The sequence below is a fragment of the Novosphingobium sp. 17-62-19 genome, from assembly GCF_002256775.1.
GTDB lineage: Bacteria > Pseudomonadota > Alphaproteobacteria > Sphingomonadales > Sphingomonadaceae > Novosphingobium.
The window spans coordinates 1-17,535 of the sequence record NZ_NCII01000069.1 but is presented as its reverse complement, the minus strand read 5'-3'; the positions used below and the strand labels follow the sequence as shown (position 1 = coordinate 17,535).

The following is a 17,535-nucleotide window of genomic DNA, read 5'->3' as shown; positions in this document are numbered from 1 at the left end:
CTTCTTCGAGAAGGTCGAGATGATCTGGCTGATGATGCCGAAGCCCGGCAGGATCATGATGTACACTTCGGGGTGGCCGAAGAACCAGAACAGGTGCTGGTACAGAACCGGGTCACCACCGCCAGCAGGATCGAAGAAGGTCGTGCCGAAGTTGCGGTCGGTCAGCAGCATGGTGATAGCAGCAGCCAGCACCGGCAGCGCGAGCAGCAGCAGGAATGCGGTAACCAGCACCGACCACACGAACAGCGGCATCTTGTGCAGGGTCATCCCCGGCGCACGCATATTCAGGATGGTGGTGATGAAGTTGATCGCACCAAGGATCGAACCAGCGCCCGAAAGGTGGAGCGAGAAGATCGCGAAGTCGACTGCAGGGCCAACCGAGCCCGAAGTGGAAAGCGGTGCATAGACCGTCCAGCCGGTGCCAGCGCCCTGCCCCGTGCCACCCGGCATGAAGGCCGAGAACATCAGCGACATGAAGCCGACGAAGGTCAGCCAGAACGACACGTTGTTCATGCGCGGGAAGGCCATGTCCGGCGCGCCGATCATGATCGGAACGAACCAGTTACCGAATCCGCCGATGATGGCGGGCATGACCATGAAGAACACCATGATCAGGCCGTGCGCGGTGATCAGCACGTTCCACAGGTGGAGTTGCTGGTCGAACGTCGGGTTCTGTGTGCCCAGCAGTTCGGCAAAATAGCCAAGAACCTGGATACCCGGCTGCGCCAGTTCCCAGCGCATCATGCCGGAAACCGCACCGCCGATGATCCCTGCGAAAATCGCGAAGATCAGGTACAGCGTACCGATGTCCTTGTGGTTGGTGGACATGAACCAGCGGGCGAAGAACGCCGGCTTGTGGTCATGATCGTGGTCGTGCGCATGATCATGCGCATCGAAACCTTCGTTTGCGGGAATGGTGGCCATCTCGGTCAAACCTTGTCGATGATTTCGCGTCAGGCGGCAGGCGCTGCGGAAGCGTCAGCAGCCGGGGCTTCGGCGGGAGCGGCGGCGGCGGGCACCACGGCAGGAGCGGCTGCTTCAGCCGGCCCCACAGTGCCACCCGGCTGGGTCTTCACCCACGCCTCGAACTTGTCACGCGGCAGCGCTTCAACCGCAATCGGCATGTAGCCATGGCGCGCACCGCACAATTCGGAGCACTGGCCGTAATAGACGCCCGGCTCCTTGATGAAGAGAACCTTCTCGTTGATCCGGCCCGGTACAGCGTCAAGCTTGAACCACAGCGAAGGAACAGCGAACGCGTGGATCACGTCTGCACCGATCGTCTGGATGCGGATCGGCTCCCCGGCAGGAACGACCATGCGGTTGTCCACAGCCAGATGGCCCGGCTCGCCACGCTTGAGCGCATCTTCCTCGGACAGCATGTTCGAGATCACTTCGAACCCGCCATTGTCCGGGTAGGTGTAACCCCAGTACCATTGATACCCGGTCACCTTCACCGTCACCGCACCTTTGGGCGCAGGATCATACTGGTGGGCCAGCAGCCGGATCGAAGGCACTGCGATGACCACGAGGATCAGCACCGGAACCAGCGTCCAGACCACTTCGATCAGCGTGTTGTGGCTGGTCTTCGAAGCGACCGGATTGGCGCGCTTGTTGAACTTTACCGCAACGACCATCAGCAGGATCAGCACGAGGATCGAGATCGCCACAATGACCGGCATCAGGATCGCGTCATGCATGAACAGCGCTTCTTCGCCGGTGGGCGAATACTGATCCTGGAAGGTCCAGCCCTTGTCGACTGGCATACCCTTGCCGGGTGTCGGCGCCATCGGTGTGTAGGAGCCGGCATCAGCAGGTGCAGCAGCGACCGATTCGGCCACAACAGCATCAGGCACCGCAGGAGCGGCAGCCATAGCAGTTGCCCCGAAAGTCAGCGCAGCAGCGACGCCAAGGGTCCGGCCAAACGACCGGAGAGCTTTGCCCGCTGAGCGGGCGGTATCGGCAAGACTCATCGTCAAAGTTTCCGCTTTTTCCCTGTTTGCGCGCTTGTTGCGCTGCATCAAGGAAGCACTTGCGCGCTCCCTCTAAGTCCCTCGATCGTCCCGGCCTATACGCGCGGTTGTCTCAAGCCTCAAGCCGCGCAGCGCATATTTTTCACCCTTGTACCATGACCATTCGGGCAATGCCGCAATGCCCCGCAGCAAGCCAAGCGGAAAAGGGTTGCCCCCTTCGCTGCCAAGGGCCATTTGCGGTCCACATACCGACATATGCAGGCAGACACGATGCTCGAAGACGACATCCTTTCCGAATTCCGCGCCAGCCATGCCTTGCTCGAAGGGCATTTCCTGCTCTCGTCGGGTCGCCATAGTGCACACTATCTGCAATGCGCGCGCGTATTGATGGACCCGATGCGCGCCTCGCGCCTCGCCGCTGCCACCGCTCAAAAGATCCCGCGCGATCTGCGTCAGCAGATCCAGAAGGTCGTTTCGCCTGCCATGGGCGGCGTGATCATCGGTCATGAAATGGGCCGCGCGTTGGGTGTGGAGGCAATGTTCGTCGAACGCCCCACCGGCACGTTCGAACTGCGGCGGGGCTTTGCGTTGACCCCGGGGGACAAGGTGCTGATGGTCGAAGATGTCGTCACCACCGGCCTGTCCAGCCGCGAGGCGATCAAGGCTATCGAGGAAGCGGGCGGTGAAGTTATTGCCGCAGCCGCACTGGTTGACCGGTCGGCCGGAAGCGCAGACCTCGGCGTACCTTTCTTTCCTCTCGTCGCGCTGAACTTCCCGACTTATGCGCCTGATGAACTCCCGCCCGAACTTGCCGCAACCGAAGCGGTAAAGCCCGGCAGCCGGGCAAAACCGTGACCTCGGTGCTAACGCCGGGACGCTTGCGCTTGGGCGTCAACATCGATCACGTTGCCACGATCCGCAACGCGCGCGGCGGCGATCATCCCGATCCCGTGCGCGCGGCGGAAATCGTGGCAGCGGTCGGCGGCGATGGCATCACCGCGCACTTGCGCGAAGACCGCCGCCATATCCGCGACGAAGACCTCGCCCGCATTCAAGCCGCCACCAGCCTCCCGCTCAATCTCGAGATGGCGGCGACGGACGAGATGCTGGAAATCGCGCTGCGCCACAAGCCGCACGCCGCTTGCATCGTGCCCGAACGGCGCGAAGAGCGCACGACCGAGGGTGGTCTGGATGCTGCTGGCCAGCACAACCGCCTCGCCCCCATCGTCGCGCGGCTTTCGGACGCAGGCATTCGCGTCAGCCTGTTCATCGCCCCCGAAGCACGCCAAATTGAAGCCGCGATGCAACTTGGCGTACCCGTGGTGGAACTGCACACCGGCGAATATGCCCACGCCATCGGCGAACAACGCGCCATCGAACTGCGCCGCATTGCCGATATGGCCGCGCTTGCCGCGCGCAATGGCATCGAACCCCACGCAGGCCATGGCCTGACTTATGAAAACGTCCAGCCCATCGCCGCCATCCCGCAACTCGCCGAGTTGAACATCGGCCACTATCTGATCGGCGAGGCGATCTTCACCGGCCTGGAAAGTGCGGTGCGGCGGATGCGTGATCTGATGGACGAAGCGCGGTGAGGCACAAGCCGTGATCCTCGCCATCGGCTCGGACCTCTGCAACATCGAGCGTATCCAGAACTCGCTCGACCGTTTCGGTGATCGCTTCCTCAACCGCGTATTCACCGATGTGGAAAAGGCCAAGGCCGCGCGTCGCCCCTATACGATAGCGGGGACGCTGGCGAAGCGGTTCGCTGCCAAGGAGGCTTTCTCAAAGGCCGTTGGCACCGGGTTCAAGGCGGGCGTGTTCATGAAAGACATCGGCGTGGTCAACGCCCGCTCCGGCGCACCAACCTTGGCCCTCACTGGCGGGGCCGCCGTGCGCCTTGCCGCAATCACGCCCGCTGGTTACGAAGCGTTCGTCCATCTGACGCTGACCGACGATCACCCTTGGGCACAGGCTTTCGTGGTGATCGAGGCCCGCCCCCTTACCGGAACTCCCGCCGCTTGACCGACCAGCTTCCTGAACAGCCGCAGTCAGAACAGCCACTCTCTCCGCCCCCGCCACCCAAGGGTGGCGTGGATTGGTGGGCGGAAATTCGCGGCCTCGCGCTCATGCTGCTGGCGGTTGTGGTGTTCCACAGTCTGATCGCCAAACCGTTCTACATCCCGTCGATTTCGATGATGCCCAACCTGCTGGTAGGAGACAGGCTGATCGTCTCGAAGTACCCCTATGGCTGGTCGTGGGTATCGGCATCGTTCCATGTGCTGCCGCGCGGGGACAAGCGCGTCTTTGCCAACACGCCCGAATATGGCGACATCGTCATCGCCGTGCCGCCTGATCGCGATGAGGATTACATCAAGCGCGTGGTAGCCCTGCCCGGAGACCGGATCGCCGTGATACACGGCCAGATCATCCTCAATGGCAAGCTGGTGCCACAACGGGCAGAACCGCCTGTGCAAATCCCCGCCGACCCCCAACTCTCGTGCGATGGCGCGCCATGCTACGATATGTTTGAACGCTATCGTACACGCCTGACAGACGGGCGGGAAGTCTATGAACTGCCTGCCTTCCGCGAAACCTTGCCCAACGGCGCAAGCTATCTGGTGATCGACCATACCGATCAGATGCTCGACAACTATCCCGAAACGCTGGTTCCGGCAGGCCATGTGTTCCTAATGGGCGACAACCGCGATCATTCCGCAGACAGCCGCGCCACAGTGGAGGAACGCGGCCTTGGCGGCCCGGTGCCGCTGGCCAATGTCGGCGGCCGCGCGGAATTCGTCACGTTCTCGCTCGATGGCAGCGAATCGTTCAATCCCCTGACATGGTGGTCCTCCTTGCGCGATGGCCGCGCCTGGACCAGACTGCGCCCTGAAATCCGTAGCTTGCCTGCCAATGGCGCCGCCAAGGATGAAGCTTCAACGGAGCGCTGAACCACATGGAGGATCAGACCCCAGCGACAAAAGTCGGACCTACCGACATCAAGGATGATATGGTCCGGCGCGAGGCAAAGAAGGCCACCGTCTGGATCGGCATTGCCTCTCTGTTCGCACTGACAGTGCTGCTGGCGCAGCCGATCATGGTGATCATCGGCGGGATCGTGCTGGCTGCCATGATCGATGGCGGGCAACGCCTCATCTGCCGATTCGCACCGTGGATGCCACGAGGCCTGCGCATCACCGTAGTGCTGATCAGCGCATTTGCGTTTTTGATCTGGTTGGTGATCTTCGCAGGCGGGCAGATTGCCGCGCAGGCAGCGCAATTGCCCAATGTGATCGAAACGCAATTGATCCGCCTCACTATCTGGGCGCAAGGGCACGGCATCACCATGCAGGATTTCAACCTGCAACAGATCGCATCTCAGGTGCTCGGCAGCGTCGGCCAGGTCACACGTGCGCTCGGCGGCATTTTTGGCGGATTCACAACCGCCTTCCTGATCTTCATTCTGTCGATCTACTTCGTGCTGGAACCGGATCTCTACCGGCGCGGCGTAGGCTGGATGCTGCCAGAAGACAGCCGCGTCCGTTGGGAAGGCACCGCCCAGCGGATGGGCAAGGCTCTGCGGATGCTGCTGTTCGGACGGCTGCTAGGCATGATCGTAGAAGGCGTGGCCACATGGGCGCTGCTTGCGTGGTGGGGCGTCCCAATGGCCGCGCTGCTGGGCCTGCTCACCGGCCTACTGGCATTCCTGCCCAATATCGGTGCGCCGATCTCGGGCCTGCTGATGATCCTTGTCGGCTTTTCGGTCAGCAACGAAACCGGGCTGTTCTGTATTGCCGTCTATGTCACTGTGCAAACGGTGGACGGCAACATCATCGTGCCCATGGTGGCAAGACGCACCGTTGATCTTGCCCCGGCGCTGGTGCTTGGTGCACAACTGGTATTCGGCCTGCTGTTCGGTATCCTCGGCCTGATGCTGGCCGATCCGATTGTGGCAATGATCAAGATTGCGCTTGAACGGCAGGCAGAAAAGAACACCGCCAGCCGCACTCCCGCCTGACCAACTTTACGAGAACCCGATGGCCCGCAAATTCCTTTACATGATCGCCATTCTCGCCGTGCTGGTGATTGCGGCACTGTTCGCGCTGCGTATCTGGTCAACCGAATTGAGCCGCTTCGCCTTCGTCCCACGCACGGACTACGCCCGGCTCGATGCGCTGCCATCCGGGACTTATGCCGAAAACAAGATGTGGTTCTCGCGCCCCGGCATCGGCACGCAAGACCCTTCACAGTGGGCACCGGCAGGCGTCAAGAAGGGCGCCGGGTCAGCCGCAGTCTTTTTCATCCACCCCACCAGCTATCTCGCACGCGAACACTGGAACGGCCCGCTCGACGATAGCGATTCCAATCGCCGCGCCAGCTATTTCCTGCACGGCATGGCCACTGCCTTCAACGGGCAGGCGCAGGTCTGGGCACCGCGCTATCGTCAGGCCGCATTCGGCGCCTTCCTGACCGACAAGGCGGAAGGGCAAATGGCGCTCGATTCGGCTTATCTCGATGTGCGGCAGGCGTTTGACAAGTTCGTCACCGAAATCCCTGCCAATACGCCTATCGTTCTGGCCGGGCACAGTCAGGGCAGCCTGCACCTGATCCACCTGCTCAAAGACCGCGTGGCCGGCACCCCCCTCGCCGCTCGCATAGTCGCCGCCTATGCGGTTGGCTGGCCGATCTCGGTGGAGCATGATCTGCCTGCCATGGGCCTGCCTGCCTGCACGGGCCCCAACCTCACGGGCTGCGTGATGAGCTGGTCGAGCTTTGCCGAACCAGCTGATTTCGAAATCGTCCTCCAGGCCTACCGCACGCGCCCCGCGCTCGATGGGAAGGCCAAGGACACGCGCCCCGTGCTTTGCACCAATCCGCTGACCGGCGGGGCCTCCCCCACAGCCCCCGCCAGCGCCAACCTTGGCACGTTGCAGCCCAGCGAAGACCTTACCAGCGGCGAACTGGTTGTCGGCGCAGTGCCCGCCCGCTGCGATCCGGCCACCGGCATCCTGCTGATTGGCGATCCGCCCGAACTTGGCCCCTATGTCCTTCCGGGCAACAACTACCACGTCTATGACATCCCGCTGTTCTGGGCCAACCTGCGCGCCGATGTGGACCGCCGCGCCGCTGCGTGGGCCGCTGCAAACGCCCGCAAATGATCACCCAGTCCGCCCTTGATATCCGCGATGCCCTGCCCGAAGGCGGCGTGCTGATGGGCCTCGACACCGGCACCAAGACCATCGGCATCGCGCTGTGTGACCGCGGGTGGCGCTTTGCCACGGCGGGCAAAACCCTCCAGCGCGGCAAGTTCATGGCCGACAAGGCAAAGCTCGCTGCGCTCATCGCCGAACGCGACGTGAAAGGCCTCGTCATCGGCCTCCCGCTCAACATGGACGGGTCGGAAAGCCCCCGCTCGCAGGGCGCGAGGGCCATGGCCCGCAACCTCGAAGACCTCGGCCTGCCGATCCTGATGTGGGATGAACGCTGGACCACGCAGGCCGCTGAACGCGCGATGATCGAACAGGACTTCAGCCGCGCCAAACGCGCCACCCGCATCGATTCGCACGCGGCCGCGCTGATTCTTCAGGGCGCGATTGATGCGCTGGTCGGAAGCGCGTTTTAATTGATCGATTAAGACGCTTGTCAGATTTCGTCTGCTGCGGCAGGGATGCACCATGGAAAGAACACCTCAGAACATGGACGACAGCAGCGTCGGACGCCCAGCCTTCCCGGCGGGCCTGAAATTTGATCCGTCACAGTTCAACAAGTTCATGTTGGAACACGGGCACACCGGCTTCATCGGTATGCAATACCGCAATCACGGTGATAACTGGGTCGAACTCGGTATGCCCTGGCGCGAAGACCTTGTCGGTGATCCAGAGACTGGCGTCCTCGCCTCTGGCCCGATCATCAGCCTGCTCGACAATGCAACATCGATGGCCGTTTGGGCCTTGCGTGGCGCTTTCCGCCCGCAAGTGACGCTTGACCTGCGCATCGACTATGTCCGCGCCGCTGCCCCCGGCAAAACCGTGATCGCATGGGCCGAATGCTATCAACTCAAGCGCTCGATGGCATTTGTGCGCGGCATCGCCCATGATGGCGACATTGCCGACCCCGTCGCCCACGCCGCAGGTATCTTCATCCAGGTCGAACCTGAAGGCTGGGCACGCGCATCGGAGGCCGCGGCATGACCGATTTGCCAACAAGCCTTACCGAACGCCTGCCTCCCTATGCCCGCGCCATGGGTATGCGGATCAACGGTCTGCTTGATGGCGCGCCCTTGCTGGTGATGGACTATTCGCAGCGTGCGATGGGCCGCCCCGGTTATCTCCATGGAGGTGCCATCGCAGGCTTGCTTGAAATGGCCGCGATCATGGCGCTTCATGCTGATCTTGGCGATGAAGACACCCGAGTCCGCATCAAACCGGTCAACATCTCGGTCGAGTATCTGCGCGGCGGCGCCACGGTGGAAACCTTTGCGCGCGGTCAGGTCGTTCGCGCAGGCCGCCGCATCGCCAACGTCCGCGCCGAAGCGTGGCAAGCGGACCGGGACAAACCACTCGCCAGTTGCTGGATGAACTTCCTGATCAAGCCGAAGGCCTAATCCTCCACCACTTTCATCAACCGGCGCTCCAGTGGTGAAAGTACTCCTGCCAGATCGTGCCCGCGCTTCAGCACCTGTCCCGCCTCGCCAAACAGCGCCCACATGCCCTGCTTGCCGCGCAAGGAAGGCCGCTTCTCAATCCGCGCCGAAGGCCGCTCAGCCGTGCGCTTGAACGCGGCGAACACCGCCGCATCCTTGCCAAAATCCATCGCATAATCGCGCCAGAACCCGGCGGCGACCATGCGCCCATAAATGTCGAGTATCTTCAGCAGTTCGAGTCGCTCGAACCCGACCTGCTGTGTGGCACGCACATTCGGAAAGGGCAGGATCGTGCCGGGCACCCCGGCATCAGGGCCAGTCCCGCTCAGCGGCGCGTCCTCCCGCCAACGCTGGTCGGCGTAGGCGCAGGCGTTTCACCGCCATCCTGAGCCGCAATCAGCGCCGCAACCTGAGTCTTCAAAGCCGCCACTTCAGCCTCCAGATCATCCACGCGGCTGCCGCCATTCGGCTCGCACGGTTCCTTGCAAGGCGTGCCATAGGGAATGAACTCCTTCAGCCACGTCTCAGCCGGAACCAGTGTAGACCGCGCCTTTAGCCCCACCATCGTCGCACCTTCGGGCACATCGTCGGTCACCACGGCATTGGCACCCACGCGCGCGCGTGGCCCCACGGTGATCGGGCCGAGGATCTGCGCGCCCGATCCGATGATGGCATTGTCGCTCAACGTCGGGTGGCGCTTGCCAGGAACGCCATTGGCCGGGTTGGTCCCGCCCAGCGTAACGCACTGATAGATCGTCACGTTGTCGCCGATCTCGGCGGTCTCACCAATCACGGTAAAGCCATGATCGATAAACAGGTGCTTGCCGATCTTCGCGCCCGGATGAATGTCAATCGCGGTCAGGAATCGCGAAAGGTGGTTCACCGCGCGGGCCAGGAAAAACATCCGCGCTTCGAACAGCCAGTGCGCCACGCGATGGAAACCCACGGCCCACAGCCCCGGGTAAAGCAGAATTTCCCAACGCGAACGCGGCGCAGGATCGCGCGAGCGGATCGAATCCATGTAAGCGATCAGGCTGTTGAACATGCCCCTGATTCTCTCTCTAAAGCAGCGCTAAAGCAAGCGCGGCTGAAATTCTCCTGTCCGCTCAGACAAAGCATCACGAACCAGCGATATGGTGACGGGTGCTTTACGCTCAAGAGAGAGCCGGTCAAGAGTTTCAATAAGCAACTCGATTTCCGCATAGCTTCTCTCAAGCCTCGGCAGGAGGTAGCTCAGCACTTGTTCTCCCAGCACAAGCCCCCGTCGCGCGGAAAGTTCCGCCACCAGCCCGGCCACCAGTTCATCGTCCGGCGGTGCAATTTCAATCAGCAGCGCCGCGCCCAGCCGCGATGCTAGATCGGGCAGCGTAACCTTCCATTCCCCCGGCGCGCGATCCGCCACCAGCAGCAACGGCCTTCCATCGGCTTGCGCCCGGTTCCAGCGATGGAACACCTCGTCCTCGGGCAACGCATCTGCCCCATCGACCACTTCACCCGCCCCGCTCTCGGCAAACCAGCGCGCCAGCAGGCTTTTGCCCGAACGCGGCGGTCCGGCCAGAATCGCCGTGCGGAACGGCCAGCGCTCCGCCGCCTGCAAGGCCTCGATCACCGGGACAAGGCTCGGCCCCATCACCACGGTTTCGGCACCGCGCGCCGTTACCAGCGGAAGAGCAATCTGCGTCGACATCTGGCCGCTTATAAACTCGAAACGCGAATCAGCGTTACTTGCGAATCGAAAGCGCGCCCGCGCCCACCGTCACGCGCCACCCCTGCGCCCGCAGCGCAGCCGCCAGTGCATCCATCTCGCCTGCATAAGTCACGCGCATCACCGATGTGCCACCAATCGCAATCGACGTGGAAGAAGCACCCTTCACACCCGCCACGCTGCGCACAGCGGCCATACCGGCATCCACCGCCGCTGCATCCTCGGTGGCAAACTGAACCGTAAACGTGTTTGTGGCAGCAGCCGTCGGCGCTGCTGCCACAGCGCCCGGTTCATCGCCCACCGATTCAGCCTGCATCGTCACCGGGGCTGGTCCCAGCTTCTGCATGGTCTGATCAATCAGCGCCTGATCGATCTGCGTCACCATGTTCAGCGTCGGATCGGGCTTAAGCACTCCGCCTGCCAGCGCCTGCGAAAAAATCTTGTCGAGCTGGCCTATCGCCTGCTCCAGCATCTTGGGCACTTCGGCCTCGCTTTTCGCGTTCAGCGTAAAGCTGCCGAGGAACCGATTGTCCGGGCCATAACGCGCTGTAAATGTGCCTTGAACTGGCCCGCCGGGATATTCACGCTCCAGCCGCGCAATCGGCATGATCACGTCAGACGCGCCAAATTCGTCCAGAATCATGCGCCACCAGTTGCGGCTGCGCCGGTCCAGTTGCCCCGCTGTCAGCAGCAGCGAATCAGATCCCGCACCAATCGGCCGCACATAATCAATCGCGCTATTGCCGGTGCGATAATCGGCCCATGCTTTCTGCCACGGCGTGCGCGTTTCAAACACCGTCGCCACGCCACCCTGATAGAGCACCGGGATCACCAGCAACGGCGCAGAGCGCGCCCGCGCCCCGGTCATCCCCAGCCGCTCACCCATGCGCGCGCGGTCAAAAATCACGCCCAAAGTGGCGATATAGCGTCGCGGCCCCACCTGCTCATGCTCCACCACCACGGCAGAGACCATCGATTCGATGGTGCCATCATCCAGCCCCGGCGCGGCCCCGCCGCTGCCGTTCGATTCCCATAGCTTTTCCCACGCCTTGCGCTGCGCCTCACGCCAGCCATTGGCCCGCGCGTCCTCAGGATTGTCGCCCGTGGCATTCACTTCGATCCCGCGAATCTCGAAATCGCCGTTGCTGGCGATCGGGGGAATACCGCGATCCCCTTCGATCTGAGCCACCAGAATCGCCCCACCCGCCGCCAGCAGCACAGCAAGACCAAGGCCCAAAGCCTTACGGCTCTTCACATTTTCCAAAGGCAGGCGCAGGGCGACCAAGACAACTCCGAACTTCGTTGGGCCGCGACATTGGCCGAAAATGTGCCCGGAATTCGAATTCCGGTGTTTGCGGGTCCGCTTTTGCCCAAAGGCAAGTGGAAATCCAAGCAAGAAAGCGCTAGGCGCGCCTCCCATGAGCGAACAGGATAAAAAGCCGCAGAGCTACAGCTACGCCCAGGCCGGCGTGAACATCGCCGCGGGCAACGCGCTGGTAAAGGCCATCGGCCCGCTGGCCAAGTCCACCGCCCGCCCCGGCGCGGACGCGGAACTCGGCGGTTTCGGCGGCTTTTTCGATCTGAAAGCAGCGGGCTACAAAGACCCTCTGCTGGTCGCGGGCAACGATGGCGTGGGCACCAAGGTAAAACTGGCGATTGACCATGACCGGCATGACCAGATCGGCATCGATCTGGTTGCCATGTGCGTCAACGATCTGATCGTGCAAGGCGCAGAGCCGCTGTTCTTCCTCGATTATTTCGCCACCGGCCGCCTCGACAATGGCGTTGCCGAACGTGTCGTCGCTGGCATCGCTGATGGCTGCCGCATCGCCGGATGCGCCCTCATCGGTGGCGAAACCGCTGAAATGCCGGGCATGTATGCCGATGGCGATTACGACCTCGCTGGCTTCTGCGTGGGCGCGGTGGAACGTGGCGAACAACTGACCGGAGACCGCGTGGCCGCCGGCAATATCCTGCTCGGCCTTGCTTCCTCAGGCGTCCATTCCAACGGCTACTCGCTCGTCCGCCGCCTTGCCGCTGACAAGGGCTGGAAGCTGGATCGCCCCGCATTGTTCGACAACGAACGCCTGCTGATCGACTATCTGATTGAGCCAACCCGGATCTATGTGAAGAGCCTGCTGCCCTTCATCCGCTCCGGCCGGATCAACGCGCTGGCCCACATCACCGGCGGCGGCCTGCTCGAAAACGTGCCCCGCGTGCTGCCCAAGGGCCTCCACGCGCGCATTGATGCCGATAGCTGGGAACAGAGCCGGTTGATGGCGTTCCTGCAGGCACAGGGCAATATAGAGCCTGCCGAGATGGCCCGCACCTTCAACTGCGGCATCGGCATGATCCTCGCGGTCGAACCCGCCGAGGCTGATTCGCTCGCCGCGGACCTCACCGCAGCAGGCGAAACGGTTTATCGCGTTGGCGAGATCGTCAGCGGCGAAAAGGGCTGCACAGTTACCGGCAGCGCCGAAACGTGGTCCGCGCGCGAGGCATGGGAAGCCGTTCACCTTGGCTGATCGGACCCCCGTCGCCGTCTTCATATCTGGCAGCGGCACCAACATGGCCGCGCTGCTCTACGCTTCACGCGCGGCGGACTGCCCCTACGACATCGTCCTCGTCCTTTCCAACAACCCGGAAGCCTCAGGCCTGAAACTGGCCGAGGCAGAAGGCGTGCCCACCTTCGCCCTGCCCCACAAGGGCATCCCTCGCGCCGAACATGACGCGCTGATGGAAGCCGAAGTGCTGGCGGCAGGCGCTCGGTACATCGCGCTGGCGGGCTACATGCGCATCCTCAGCCCTGAATTCGTGGGCCGCTGGGAAGGCCGGATGCTCAACATCCACCCGTCATTGTTGCCAAAATACAAAGGCTTGCACACGCACGATCGCGCCATCGAAGCGGGCGATGCCCACGGTGGCTGCACCGTCCACCTCGTCACCGCCGAACTTGATGACGGCCCGGTCCTTGGCCAGACCCCGGTGGCCATCATACCCGACGATACGGGCGACAGCCTCGCCGCCCGCGTGCTGTTTGCCGAACACCAACTCTATTCACGCACCCTCGCCGCCTTCGTGGCGCGGGAAAGCAGCGCAGACTGGTTGCTGGAGAAAGTCCGCGCCCTTGCCGCCGCGCTGCCCGAAGTGGAGGAGCGCGAGAGCCACGGCTCGCCGGGCTGGCGCGTTGGCGGCAAGTACTTTGCCTACTTTGCCGACCAGCACCACGGCACGCCGCAGATCGCGCTGCTGGTGAAAACGAGCGGTCAGGACGAACTGGCCGCGCTGATCGAGCAGGATGCGGACACCTGGTTCCGCCCCGCCTATTACGGCGCAAGTGGTTGGGCAGGCTTGATTCTTAACCGCCCGGATGTCGATTGGGACCACGCCGCAGACTGGCTCCGTCGCAGTTGGGCCGCCGTCGCCCCGCGCCGCCTTGCCGCAATGATGGACTTTTAACGCACCATGGCGCTCACCACGATCCGCCGCATCTACGCACATGCCGGGCTGCAATCGTTTGTAGAGGCAAGTGGCGGGCTGTTCGTCGTCGGCTTCCTTGTGAAACAAGGGCTCACCCCCGCGTTCGCGCTGGCGAGTTTCGCGCTCGTCCTCCTCTCGCGCTTCGCCTTGCGCGCCGCCGTCCTGCCCCTTGCCCACGCTTATGGCTTGCGCAGCGTGCTGCTGCTCGGCGTGCTGATCCGCGCCGCATCGTACATAATGTTGCCGTTTGTCAGCGGGTTAGGACCAACGCTGGTAGCCCATATCCTCGTCTCAGGGCTTGGGAGCGTGCTCTATTGGACCGGATACCACGCCTATGTTTCCGCCGCCGGAGACAATGCCGCGATGGGGCGGCAAGTCTCGATCCAGCAGGCCACGGTCGCCACGGTTGGCATTGTCGCGCCGGCTGCGGGTGGGTTCCTGCTGGGCTGGGCGGGACCGATGGCTGGGTTCGCAATTATCGCTGCAATTCAATTGCTTGCTGGCCTCCCCTTGCTCGGTGCCGCAAATCCCGCAATCAACCCGAAGTCCCGCGCCGATCCCGAAATCGTCCGCTTCGGCCGCCGCATCTATTTTGCTGAGGGGCTGCAATCGGGCTGCGCCGTGGTGGTGTGGAACCTCGCTCTGTTCGTAACCCTCGGGCAAAGCTTCGAAAATTTCGGCGGCGCACTGGCTCTGGCCGGCCTCGGCGCGGCAGCGGGGAGCCTGCTGATTGGCAAGCTGATCGACGGCGGACGCCCCCAGCATTCGCTCACGCTGGCCTATGGCCTTGGCGCAATCGTCATAGGAATCAAGGCCTTGGCCTGGGCGCATCCCCTCCCCGCACTCGTCGCCACGGCACTCGGCGCACTGGTCGCCCCGATGCTCGCCACCGCCATGCTCTCCCCGCTCTATGCGATGGCGCAGCGCTCGCGGTGCACGTTGCGGTTCAACATGGCGACGGAAGGCGGGTGGGATCTTGGCTGTTCAACCGCCGCTTTGGTCGCCGCCACGATTCTGCATTTCGGATTTGGATACACCCTTCCCATCCTCCTTGCGCTTGGCGCAATCGGGGCGATCTGGTGGGGTCTTGCGCGGTGGTACAGGCAGCCAAGTGTCGCTTAGGTGCAGTTAGGTGCATTTTGGTGCACGTCAGAATTGGCATAAAAAAATGGGCCGCCGGAGTGAACCGGCGGCCCGATAAGGTTCCCTTTAGCCCCCAGAAGAGGGCAGCGGGGTGGATCAGAAATCGTAGCCGAGCGTGATGCCATAAGTGCGCGGCGGCATCAGCGTGCCACCGATGGCACGGCTGGTGGAAACCGCGAAGCTGCCCGCATAGACCAGTTCGTTGGTGATGTTGCGGACCCAGGCATTGGCCGAGAAGTGACCGTCCGAGTGCTTGTAACGGATGTTGGCATCAAGCTGGATGTAGCCATCCTGCGCCATGCGATCATCGTTGAACTCGGTGTGGAACTGCTTGGAACGGTAGGAGAAGTTGCTGCCGAACTGCACTTCGCCGCCGTTGTTCATCCCCACACTGTAAGTCGGGTTGAGGTTGAGGCTCCACTTGGGGCTCATGCGCGTGGCATTGCCCGACAAGTCCTTGATCAGATCGGCTTCCACGGCACCGGGCGCAAACAGGCGCGGATCGAGCGGATCAGAGGCCGAGAACTTGGTGAATTCCGAATGCAGATACCCGACCGATGCGTTGAGCGTGAATTCACGCGACGGACGCCACAGCACGTCAAATTCCGCACCATAGGCTTCGGACACAGCCGCATTGGTCAGCGTGCTGGTGAAGAACGGCGGCGTGGGGATCGCGCGGGTCAGCGAGAACTGGCCGTTCTTCAGGCGCTGGAAGAACACCGCGAGGTTCGCGCTGAGTGCGCCTGCGGAATACTTGCTGCCCACTTCAAAGGCTTCGACCTTTTCAGGATCGACGAACGGCAGGGGCTGCGTCGCCGAAAGCTTGCGGGTCGAGCCGATTTCGGCAGTGCCGCTCTTGAAGCCGCGCGACCAGTTGCCATAGAGCATCAGATCATCGTTCGGACGGAATTCAAAGCCGAGCGAGGGCGAGAAATCATCCCAGGACTTGGTGGCGTCCCACTGCATCGGATCGAGCACCAGACGGTTCAGCGCTGCCGAACCAAGGCCAGCCTGGTTGCGCAGACGGCGTTCTTCCCAGCTGTAACGCGCACCCGCCTTGACCGAGAACTGATCGGACAGGTCATAGGTCAGGTTTGCGAACGCCGCCCAGGTCTTCACGTCCAGACGGCCATCGAACTGCACACGGAACGGATCGGTGTTGGTCAGCACGTCGAGACCGATGTGGTTTTCCACCTCGATCTGTTCGTCGAGATAGAACAGGCCGAACACGCCGTGGAACTTGTCGGTATCGACGTTGGCCTGCAATTCCTGGCTGAACTGGTGCTGGAACACCGGCTGCCAGTGGTTGGCGCTGCTGCGCAGAGCATTGGTCTGCGCCAGCGGATAGCCAAGGTAGGTCGACATATCGAAATCATGGAAGAAGATCGCGTCGAAGCTGCGATAGCTGGTCAACGACTTGATCGAGACTGCGTCGCTGGCGTCCACGGTGATCGCAGCGGTCAGCGCCCACTGTTCACGATCGTTGATCGGGTCAAAGTTCGTGGCAACATTGCGCGGATTGGTCGCAAAGCGCGCTTGCGAGCCATCGGCATTCAGACGCTGGCCCAGCGCGCTGAGACCGTCGTTGGCGGCAATGTTGTCATTCAGCACACCGGGGAACGACACTTCGCGGAACTTGATGGCCAGCGAACGATCATCTTCACGGTGATATTCGCCGGTCAGCAGGATGTTGACCGAATCCGAAGGTAGGAATTCGAGATGCGCGCGGCCCGACCACTGGTTGGCGTTGTCGATCTCGTTGCCGGTGAATTCGTTGACGCCGTATCCATCGCGCTTGATGCGCTGCACGGCCAGACGACCGCGCACGCCTTCGGCAATCGGGCCACCGATAGCGGCATCGGTCTGGATCAGCAGGGCATCGCCACCGAGCGTCTGGCGAACATAGCCCTCAAGCGTATCGCTGGGCTTGGCAGTGATGAGGTTCACTGCGCCGCCGGTGGCATTGCGGCCGTAGAGTGTGCCCTGCGGGCCGCGCAGCACTTCGACGCGTTCCAGATCGAACATCGAACCGAGCTGTGCCTGTGCGAGGCTGACAACCACGCCATCGACATGGAGCGCGACCGAGGGATCGACGCCCGGAAGCGAGCTGGACAGGCCGATGCCACGAATGAACAGCTTGGCAAAGTTGAAATCGTTACCGAAGCTGATCGAGGGAACCAGCGTCTGCAGGCCTTCCAGCGTGACGGTATTGTTGGCGGCCAGTGTTTCAGTGCTGACAGCCGAAACCGAAAGCGACACGTCCGACAGCGACTGCGCGCGCTTTTGCGCGGTGACGATGATTTCGGTGCCAATGCCTTCTTCAGCAGCCTGTTCGGCGGCATCCTGGGCAAAGGCGGGTTGGGCAAGCGTAAACGCTGCAGCTGCAAGCAGACTGGTGCGCGCAAGCAGGCGCGCGGAAGCGCGGTGAGTAAGCATCAGGTATCCTCCCTGTGGAGCCGCAAAGGCTCCATTCGTCCGAGTTTCGGGACCGCAGGGTCGTGTCCCACTGGGTGGTGTAAGAGCCGTCGATCCAAGGTAGGATCGGGATCAGGTCAGGCTGCCACGGCGGGCAGGCTGACGATGGGATTATG

19 protein-coding genes are annotated in these 17,535 nt (G+C 62.5%); 12 read left to right on the top strand and 7 right to left on the bottom strand.

The window, feature by feature from the left end; genetic code table 11:
* Both B7X90_RS12920 and coxB read right to left on the bottom strand, forming a co-directional pair.
* Positions 1-924 (bottom strand): cbb3-type cytochrome c oxidase subunit I (locus tag B7X90_RS12920; RefSeq protein ID WP_292625060.1); only part of this gene is annotated, 924 nt, incomplete at its 3' end.
* Between the two features lie 29 nt (positions 925-953).
* Positions 954-1,973 (bottom strand): cytochrome c oxidase subunit II, encoded by a 1,020-nt coding sequence (gene coxB / locus B7X90_RS12915; RefSeq protein WP_292625059.1) that lies wholly within the window; start codon positions 1,971-1,973, stop codon positions 954-956.
* A gap of 270 nt (positions 1,974-2,243) precedes the next feature.
* On the opposite strand from coxB, the gene pyrE reads away from it, so the two are divergent.
* The 9 genes from pyrE (at position 2,244) to B7X90_RS12870 (ending at position 8,577) form a co-directional block, all read left to right on the top strand.
* Positions 2,244-2,828 (top strand): orotate phosphoribosyltransferase, encoded by a 585-nt coding sequence (pyrE, locus tag B7X90_RS12910; protein ID WP_292625057.1) that lies wholly within the window; start codon positions 2,244-2,246, stop codon positions 2,826-2,828.
* Positions 2,825-3,568 (top strand): pyridoxine 5'-phosphate synthase, encoded by a 744-nt coding sequence (locus B7X90_RS12905; protein WP_292625054.1) that lies wholly within the window; start codon positions 2,825-2,827, stop codon positions 3,566-3,568. Before pyrE ends, B7X90_RS12905 begins: the two co-directional genes overlap by 4 nt.
* Positions 3,569-3,578: 10 nt before the next feature.
* Entirely contained in the window at positions 3,579-3,998 is a 420-nt protein-coding gene (gene acpS / locus B7X90_RS12900; protein ID WP_292625052.1) for a holo-ACP synthase, read from the top strand.
* 68 nt (positions 3,999-4,066) lie between these two features.
* On the top strand, positions 4,067-4,924 hold the full coding sequence (gene lepB, locus B7X90_RS12895) for a signal peptidase I (RefSeq protein WP_292625063.1): 858 nt from the start codon (positions 4,067-4,069) through the stop codon (positions 4,922-4,924).
* Positions 4,925-4,929: 5 nt separating this feature from the next.
* Positions 4,930-5,991 (top strand): AI-2E family transporter, encoded by a 1,062-nt coding sequence (locus B7X90_RS12890; protein WP_292625050.1) that lies wholly within the window; start codon positions 4,930-4,932, stop codon positions 5,989-5,991.
* 19 nt (positions 5,992-6,010) lie between these two features.
* A complete protein-coding gene (locus tag B7X90_RS12885) occupies positions 6,011-7,132 on the top strand; it encodes a DUF3089 domain-containing protein (RefSeq protein WP_292625048.1) in 1,122 nt (373 codons plus the stop codon).
* The gene (gene ruvX, locus B7X90_RS12880; protein ID WP_292625046.1) at positions 7,129-7,596 is read left to right on the top strand and encodes a Holliday junction resolvase RuvX; all 468 of its coding nucleotides are present in this window, start codon (positions 7,129-7,131) and stop codon (positions 7,594-7,596) included. The genes B7X90_RS12885 and ruvX overlap by 4 nt, the downstream gene beginning before the upstream one ends.
* 148 nt (positions 7,597-7,744) lie before the next feature.
* Positions 7,745-8,164, top strand: coding sequence for a PaaI family thioesterase (locus B7X90_RS12875; RefSeq protein ID WP_292625062.1), 420 nt, complete (start codon positions 7,745-7,747; stop codon positions 8,162-8,164).
* Positions 8,161-8,577, top strand: coding sequence for a PaaI family thioesterase (locus B7X90_RS12870; protein WP_292625044.1), 417 nt, complete (start codon positions 8,161-8,163; stop codon positions 8,575-8,577). The genes B7X90_RS12875 and B7X90_RS12870 overlap by 4 nt, the downstream gene beginning before the upstream one ends.
* Here the strand turns inward: B7X90_RS12870 and B7X90_RS12865 are convergent.
* The 4 genes from B7X90_RS12865 to B7X90_RS12850 are packed head-to-tail and all read right to left on the bottom strand — an operon-like array spanning position 8,574 to position 11,606.
* Complete coding sequence (locus B7X90_RS12865; protein WP_292625042.1) at positions 8,574-8,918, bottom strand: DUF2794 domain-containing protein; 345 nt, start codon at positions 8,916-8,918, stop codon at positions 8,574-8,576. The genes B7X90_RS12870 and B7X90_RS12865 overlap by 4 nt on opposite strands.
* Before the next feature lie 23 nt (positions 8,919-8,941).
* Positions 8,942-9,661, bottom strand: coding sequence for a serine O-acetyltransferase EpsC (epsC, locus tag B7X90_RS12860; RefSeq protein WP_292625041.1), 720 nt, complete (start codon positions 9,659-9,661; stop codon positions 8,942-8,944).
* Positions 9,662-9,688: 27 nt separating this feature from the next.
* Positions 9,689-10,303, bottom strand: coding sequence for a DnaA/Hda family protein (locus B7X90_RS12855; protein WP_292625039.1), 615 nt, complete (start codon positions 10,301-10,303; stop codon positions 9,689-9,691).
* 34 nt (positions 10,304-10,337) lie between these two features.
* Entirely contained in the window at positions 10,338-11,606 is a 1,269-nt protein-coding gene (locus B7X90_RS12850; RefSeq protein WP_292625037.1) for a heavy-metal-associated domain-containing protein, read from the bottom strand.
* Positions 11,607-11,739: 133 nt separating this feature from the next.
* Between B7X90_RS12850 and purM the strand changes: the two genes are divergently transcribed.
* The 3 genes from purM to B7X90_RS12835 are packed head-to-tail and all read left to right on the top strand — an operon-like array spanning position 11,740 to position 14,923.
* Positions 11,740-12,846, top strand: a complete 1,107-nt coding sequence (purM, locus tag B7X90_RS12845) for a phosphoribosylformylglycinamidine cyclo-ligase (protein WP_292625035.1) — start codon at positions 11,740-11,742, stop codon at positions 12,844-12,846.
* Positions 12,839-13,780 carry a phosphoribosylglycinamide formyltransferase gene (gene purN / locus B7X90_RS12840; protein WP_292625034.1) on the top strand — a complete coding sequence of 314 codons (942 nt, stop codon included), beginning with the start codon at positions 12,839-12,841 and terminating at the stop codon, positions 13,778-13,780. Before purM ends, purN begins: the two co-directional genes overlap by 8 nt.
* A 6-nt stretch (positions 13,781-13,786) precedes the next feature.
* Positions 13,787-14,923, top strand: coding sequence for an MFS transporter (locus B7X90_RS12835; RefSeq protein ID WP_292625032.1), 1,137 nt, complete (start codon positions 13,787-13,789; stop codon positions 14,921-14,923).
* A gap of 117 nt (positions 14,924-15,040) precedes the next feature.
* Here the strand turns inward: B7X90_RS12835 and B7X90_RS12830 are convergent, their stop codons facing one another.
* Positions 15,041-17,380 carry a TonB-dependent receptor gene (locus tag B7X90_RS12830; protein WP_292625031.1) on the bottom strand — a complete coding sequence of 780 codons (2,340 nt, stop codon included), beginning with the start codon at positions 17,378-17,380 and terminating at the stop codon, positions 15,041-15,043.
* Between the last annotated feature and the right edge of the window lie 155 nt (positions 17,381-17,535).

What these genes read in the sequence shown, in the direction of transcription:
- coxB (WP_292625059.1), bottom strand. Translation starts at nt 1,973, where the DNA reads ATGAGTCTTGCCGATACCGCCCGCTCAGCGGGCAAAGCTCTCCGGTCG.
- pyrE (WP_292625057.1), top strand. Translation starts at nt 2,244, where the DNA reads ATGCTCGAAGACGACATCCTTTCCGAATTCCGCGCCAGCCATGCCTTG.
- B7X90_RS12890 (WP_292625050.1), top strand. Translation starts at nt 4,930, where the DNA reads ATGGAGGATCAGACCCCAGCGACAAAAGTCGGACCTACCGACATCAAG.
- B7X90_RS12885 (WP_292625048.1), top strand. Translation starts at nt 6,011, where the DNA reads ATGGCCCGCAAATTCCTTTACATGATCGCCATTCTCGCCGTGCTGGTG.
- ruvX (WP_292625046.1), top strand. Translation starts at nt 7,129, where the DNA reads ATGATCACCCAGTCCGCCCTTGATATCCGCGATGCCCTGCCCGAAGGC.
- B7X90_RS12875 (WP_292625062.1), top strand. Translation starts at nt 7,745, where the DNA reads ATGTTGGAACACGGGCACACCGGCTTCATCGGTATGCAATACCGCAAT.
- B7X90_RS12870 (WP_292625044.1), top strand. Translation starts at nt 8,161, where the DNA reads ATGACCGATTTGCCAACAAGCCTTACCGAACGCCTGCCTCCCTATGCC.
- epsC (WP_292625041.1), bottom strand. Translation starts at nt 9,661, where the DNA reads ATGTTCAACAGCCTGATCGCTTACATGGATTCGATCCGCTCGCGCGAT.
- B7X90_RS12855 (WP_292625039.1), bottom strand. Translation starts at nt 10,303, where the DNA reads ATGTCGACGCAGATTGCTCTTCCGCTGGTAACGGCGCGCGGTGCCGAA.
- purM (WP_292625035.1), top strand. Translation starts at nt 11,740, where the DNA reads ATGAGCGAACAGGATAAAAAGCCGCAGAGCTACAGCTACGCCCAGGCC.
- B7X90_RS12835 (WP_292625032.1), top strand. Translation starts at nt 13,787, where the DNA reads ATGGCGCTCACCACGATCCGCCGCATCTACGCACATGCCGGGCTGCAA.
- B7X90_RS12830 (WP_292625031.1), bottom strand. Translation starts at nt 17,380, where the DNA reads ATGCTTACTCACCGCGCTTCCGCGCGCCTGCTTGCGCGCACCAGTCTG.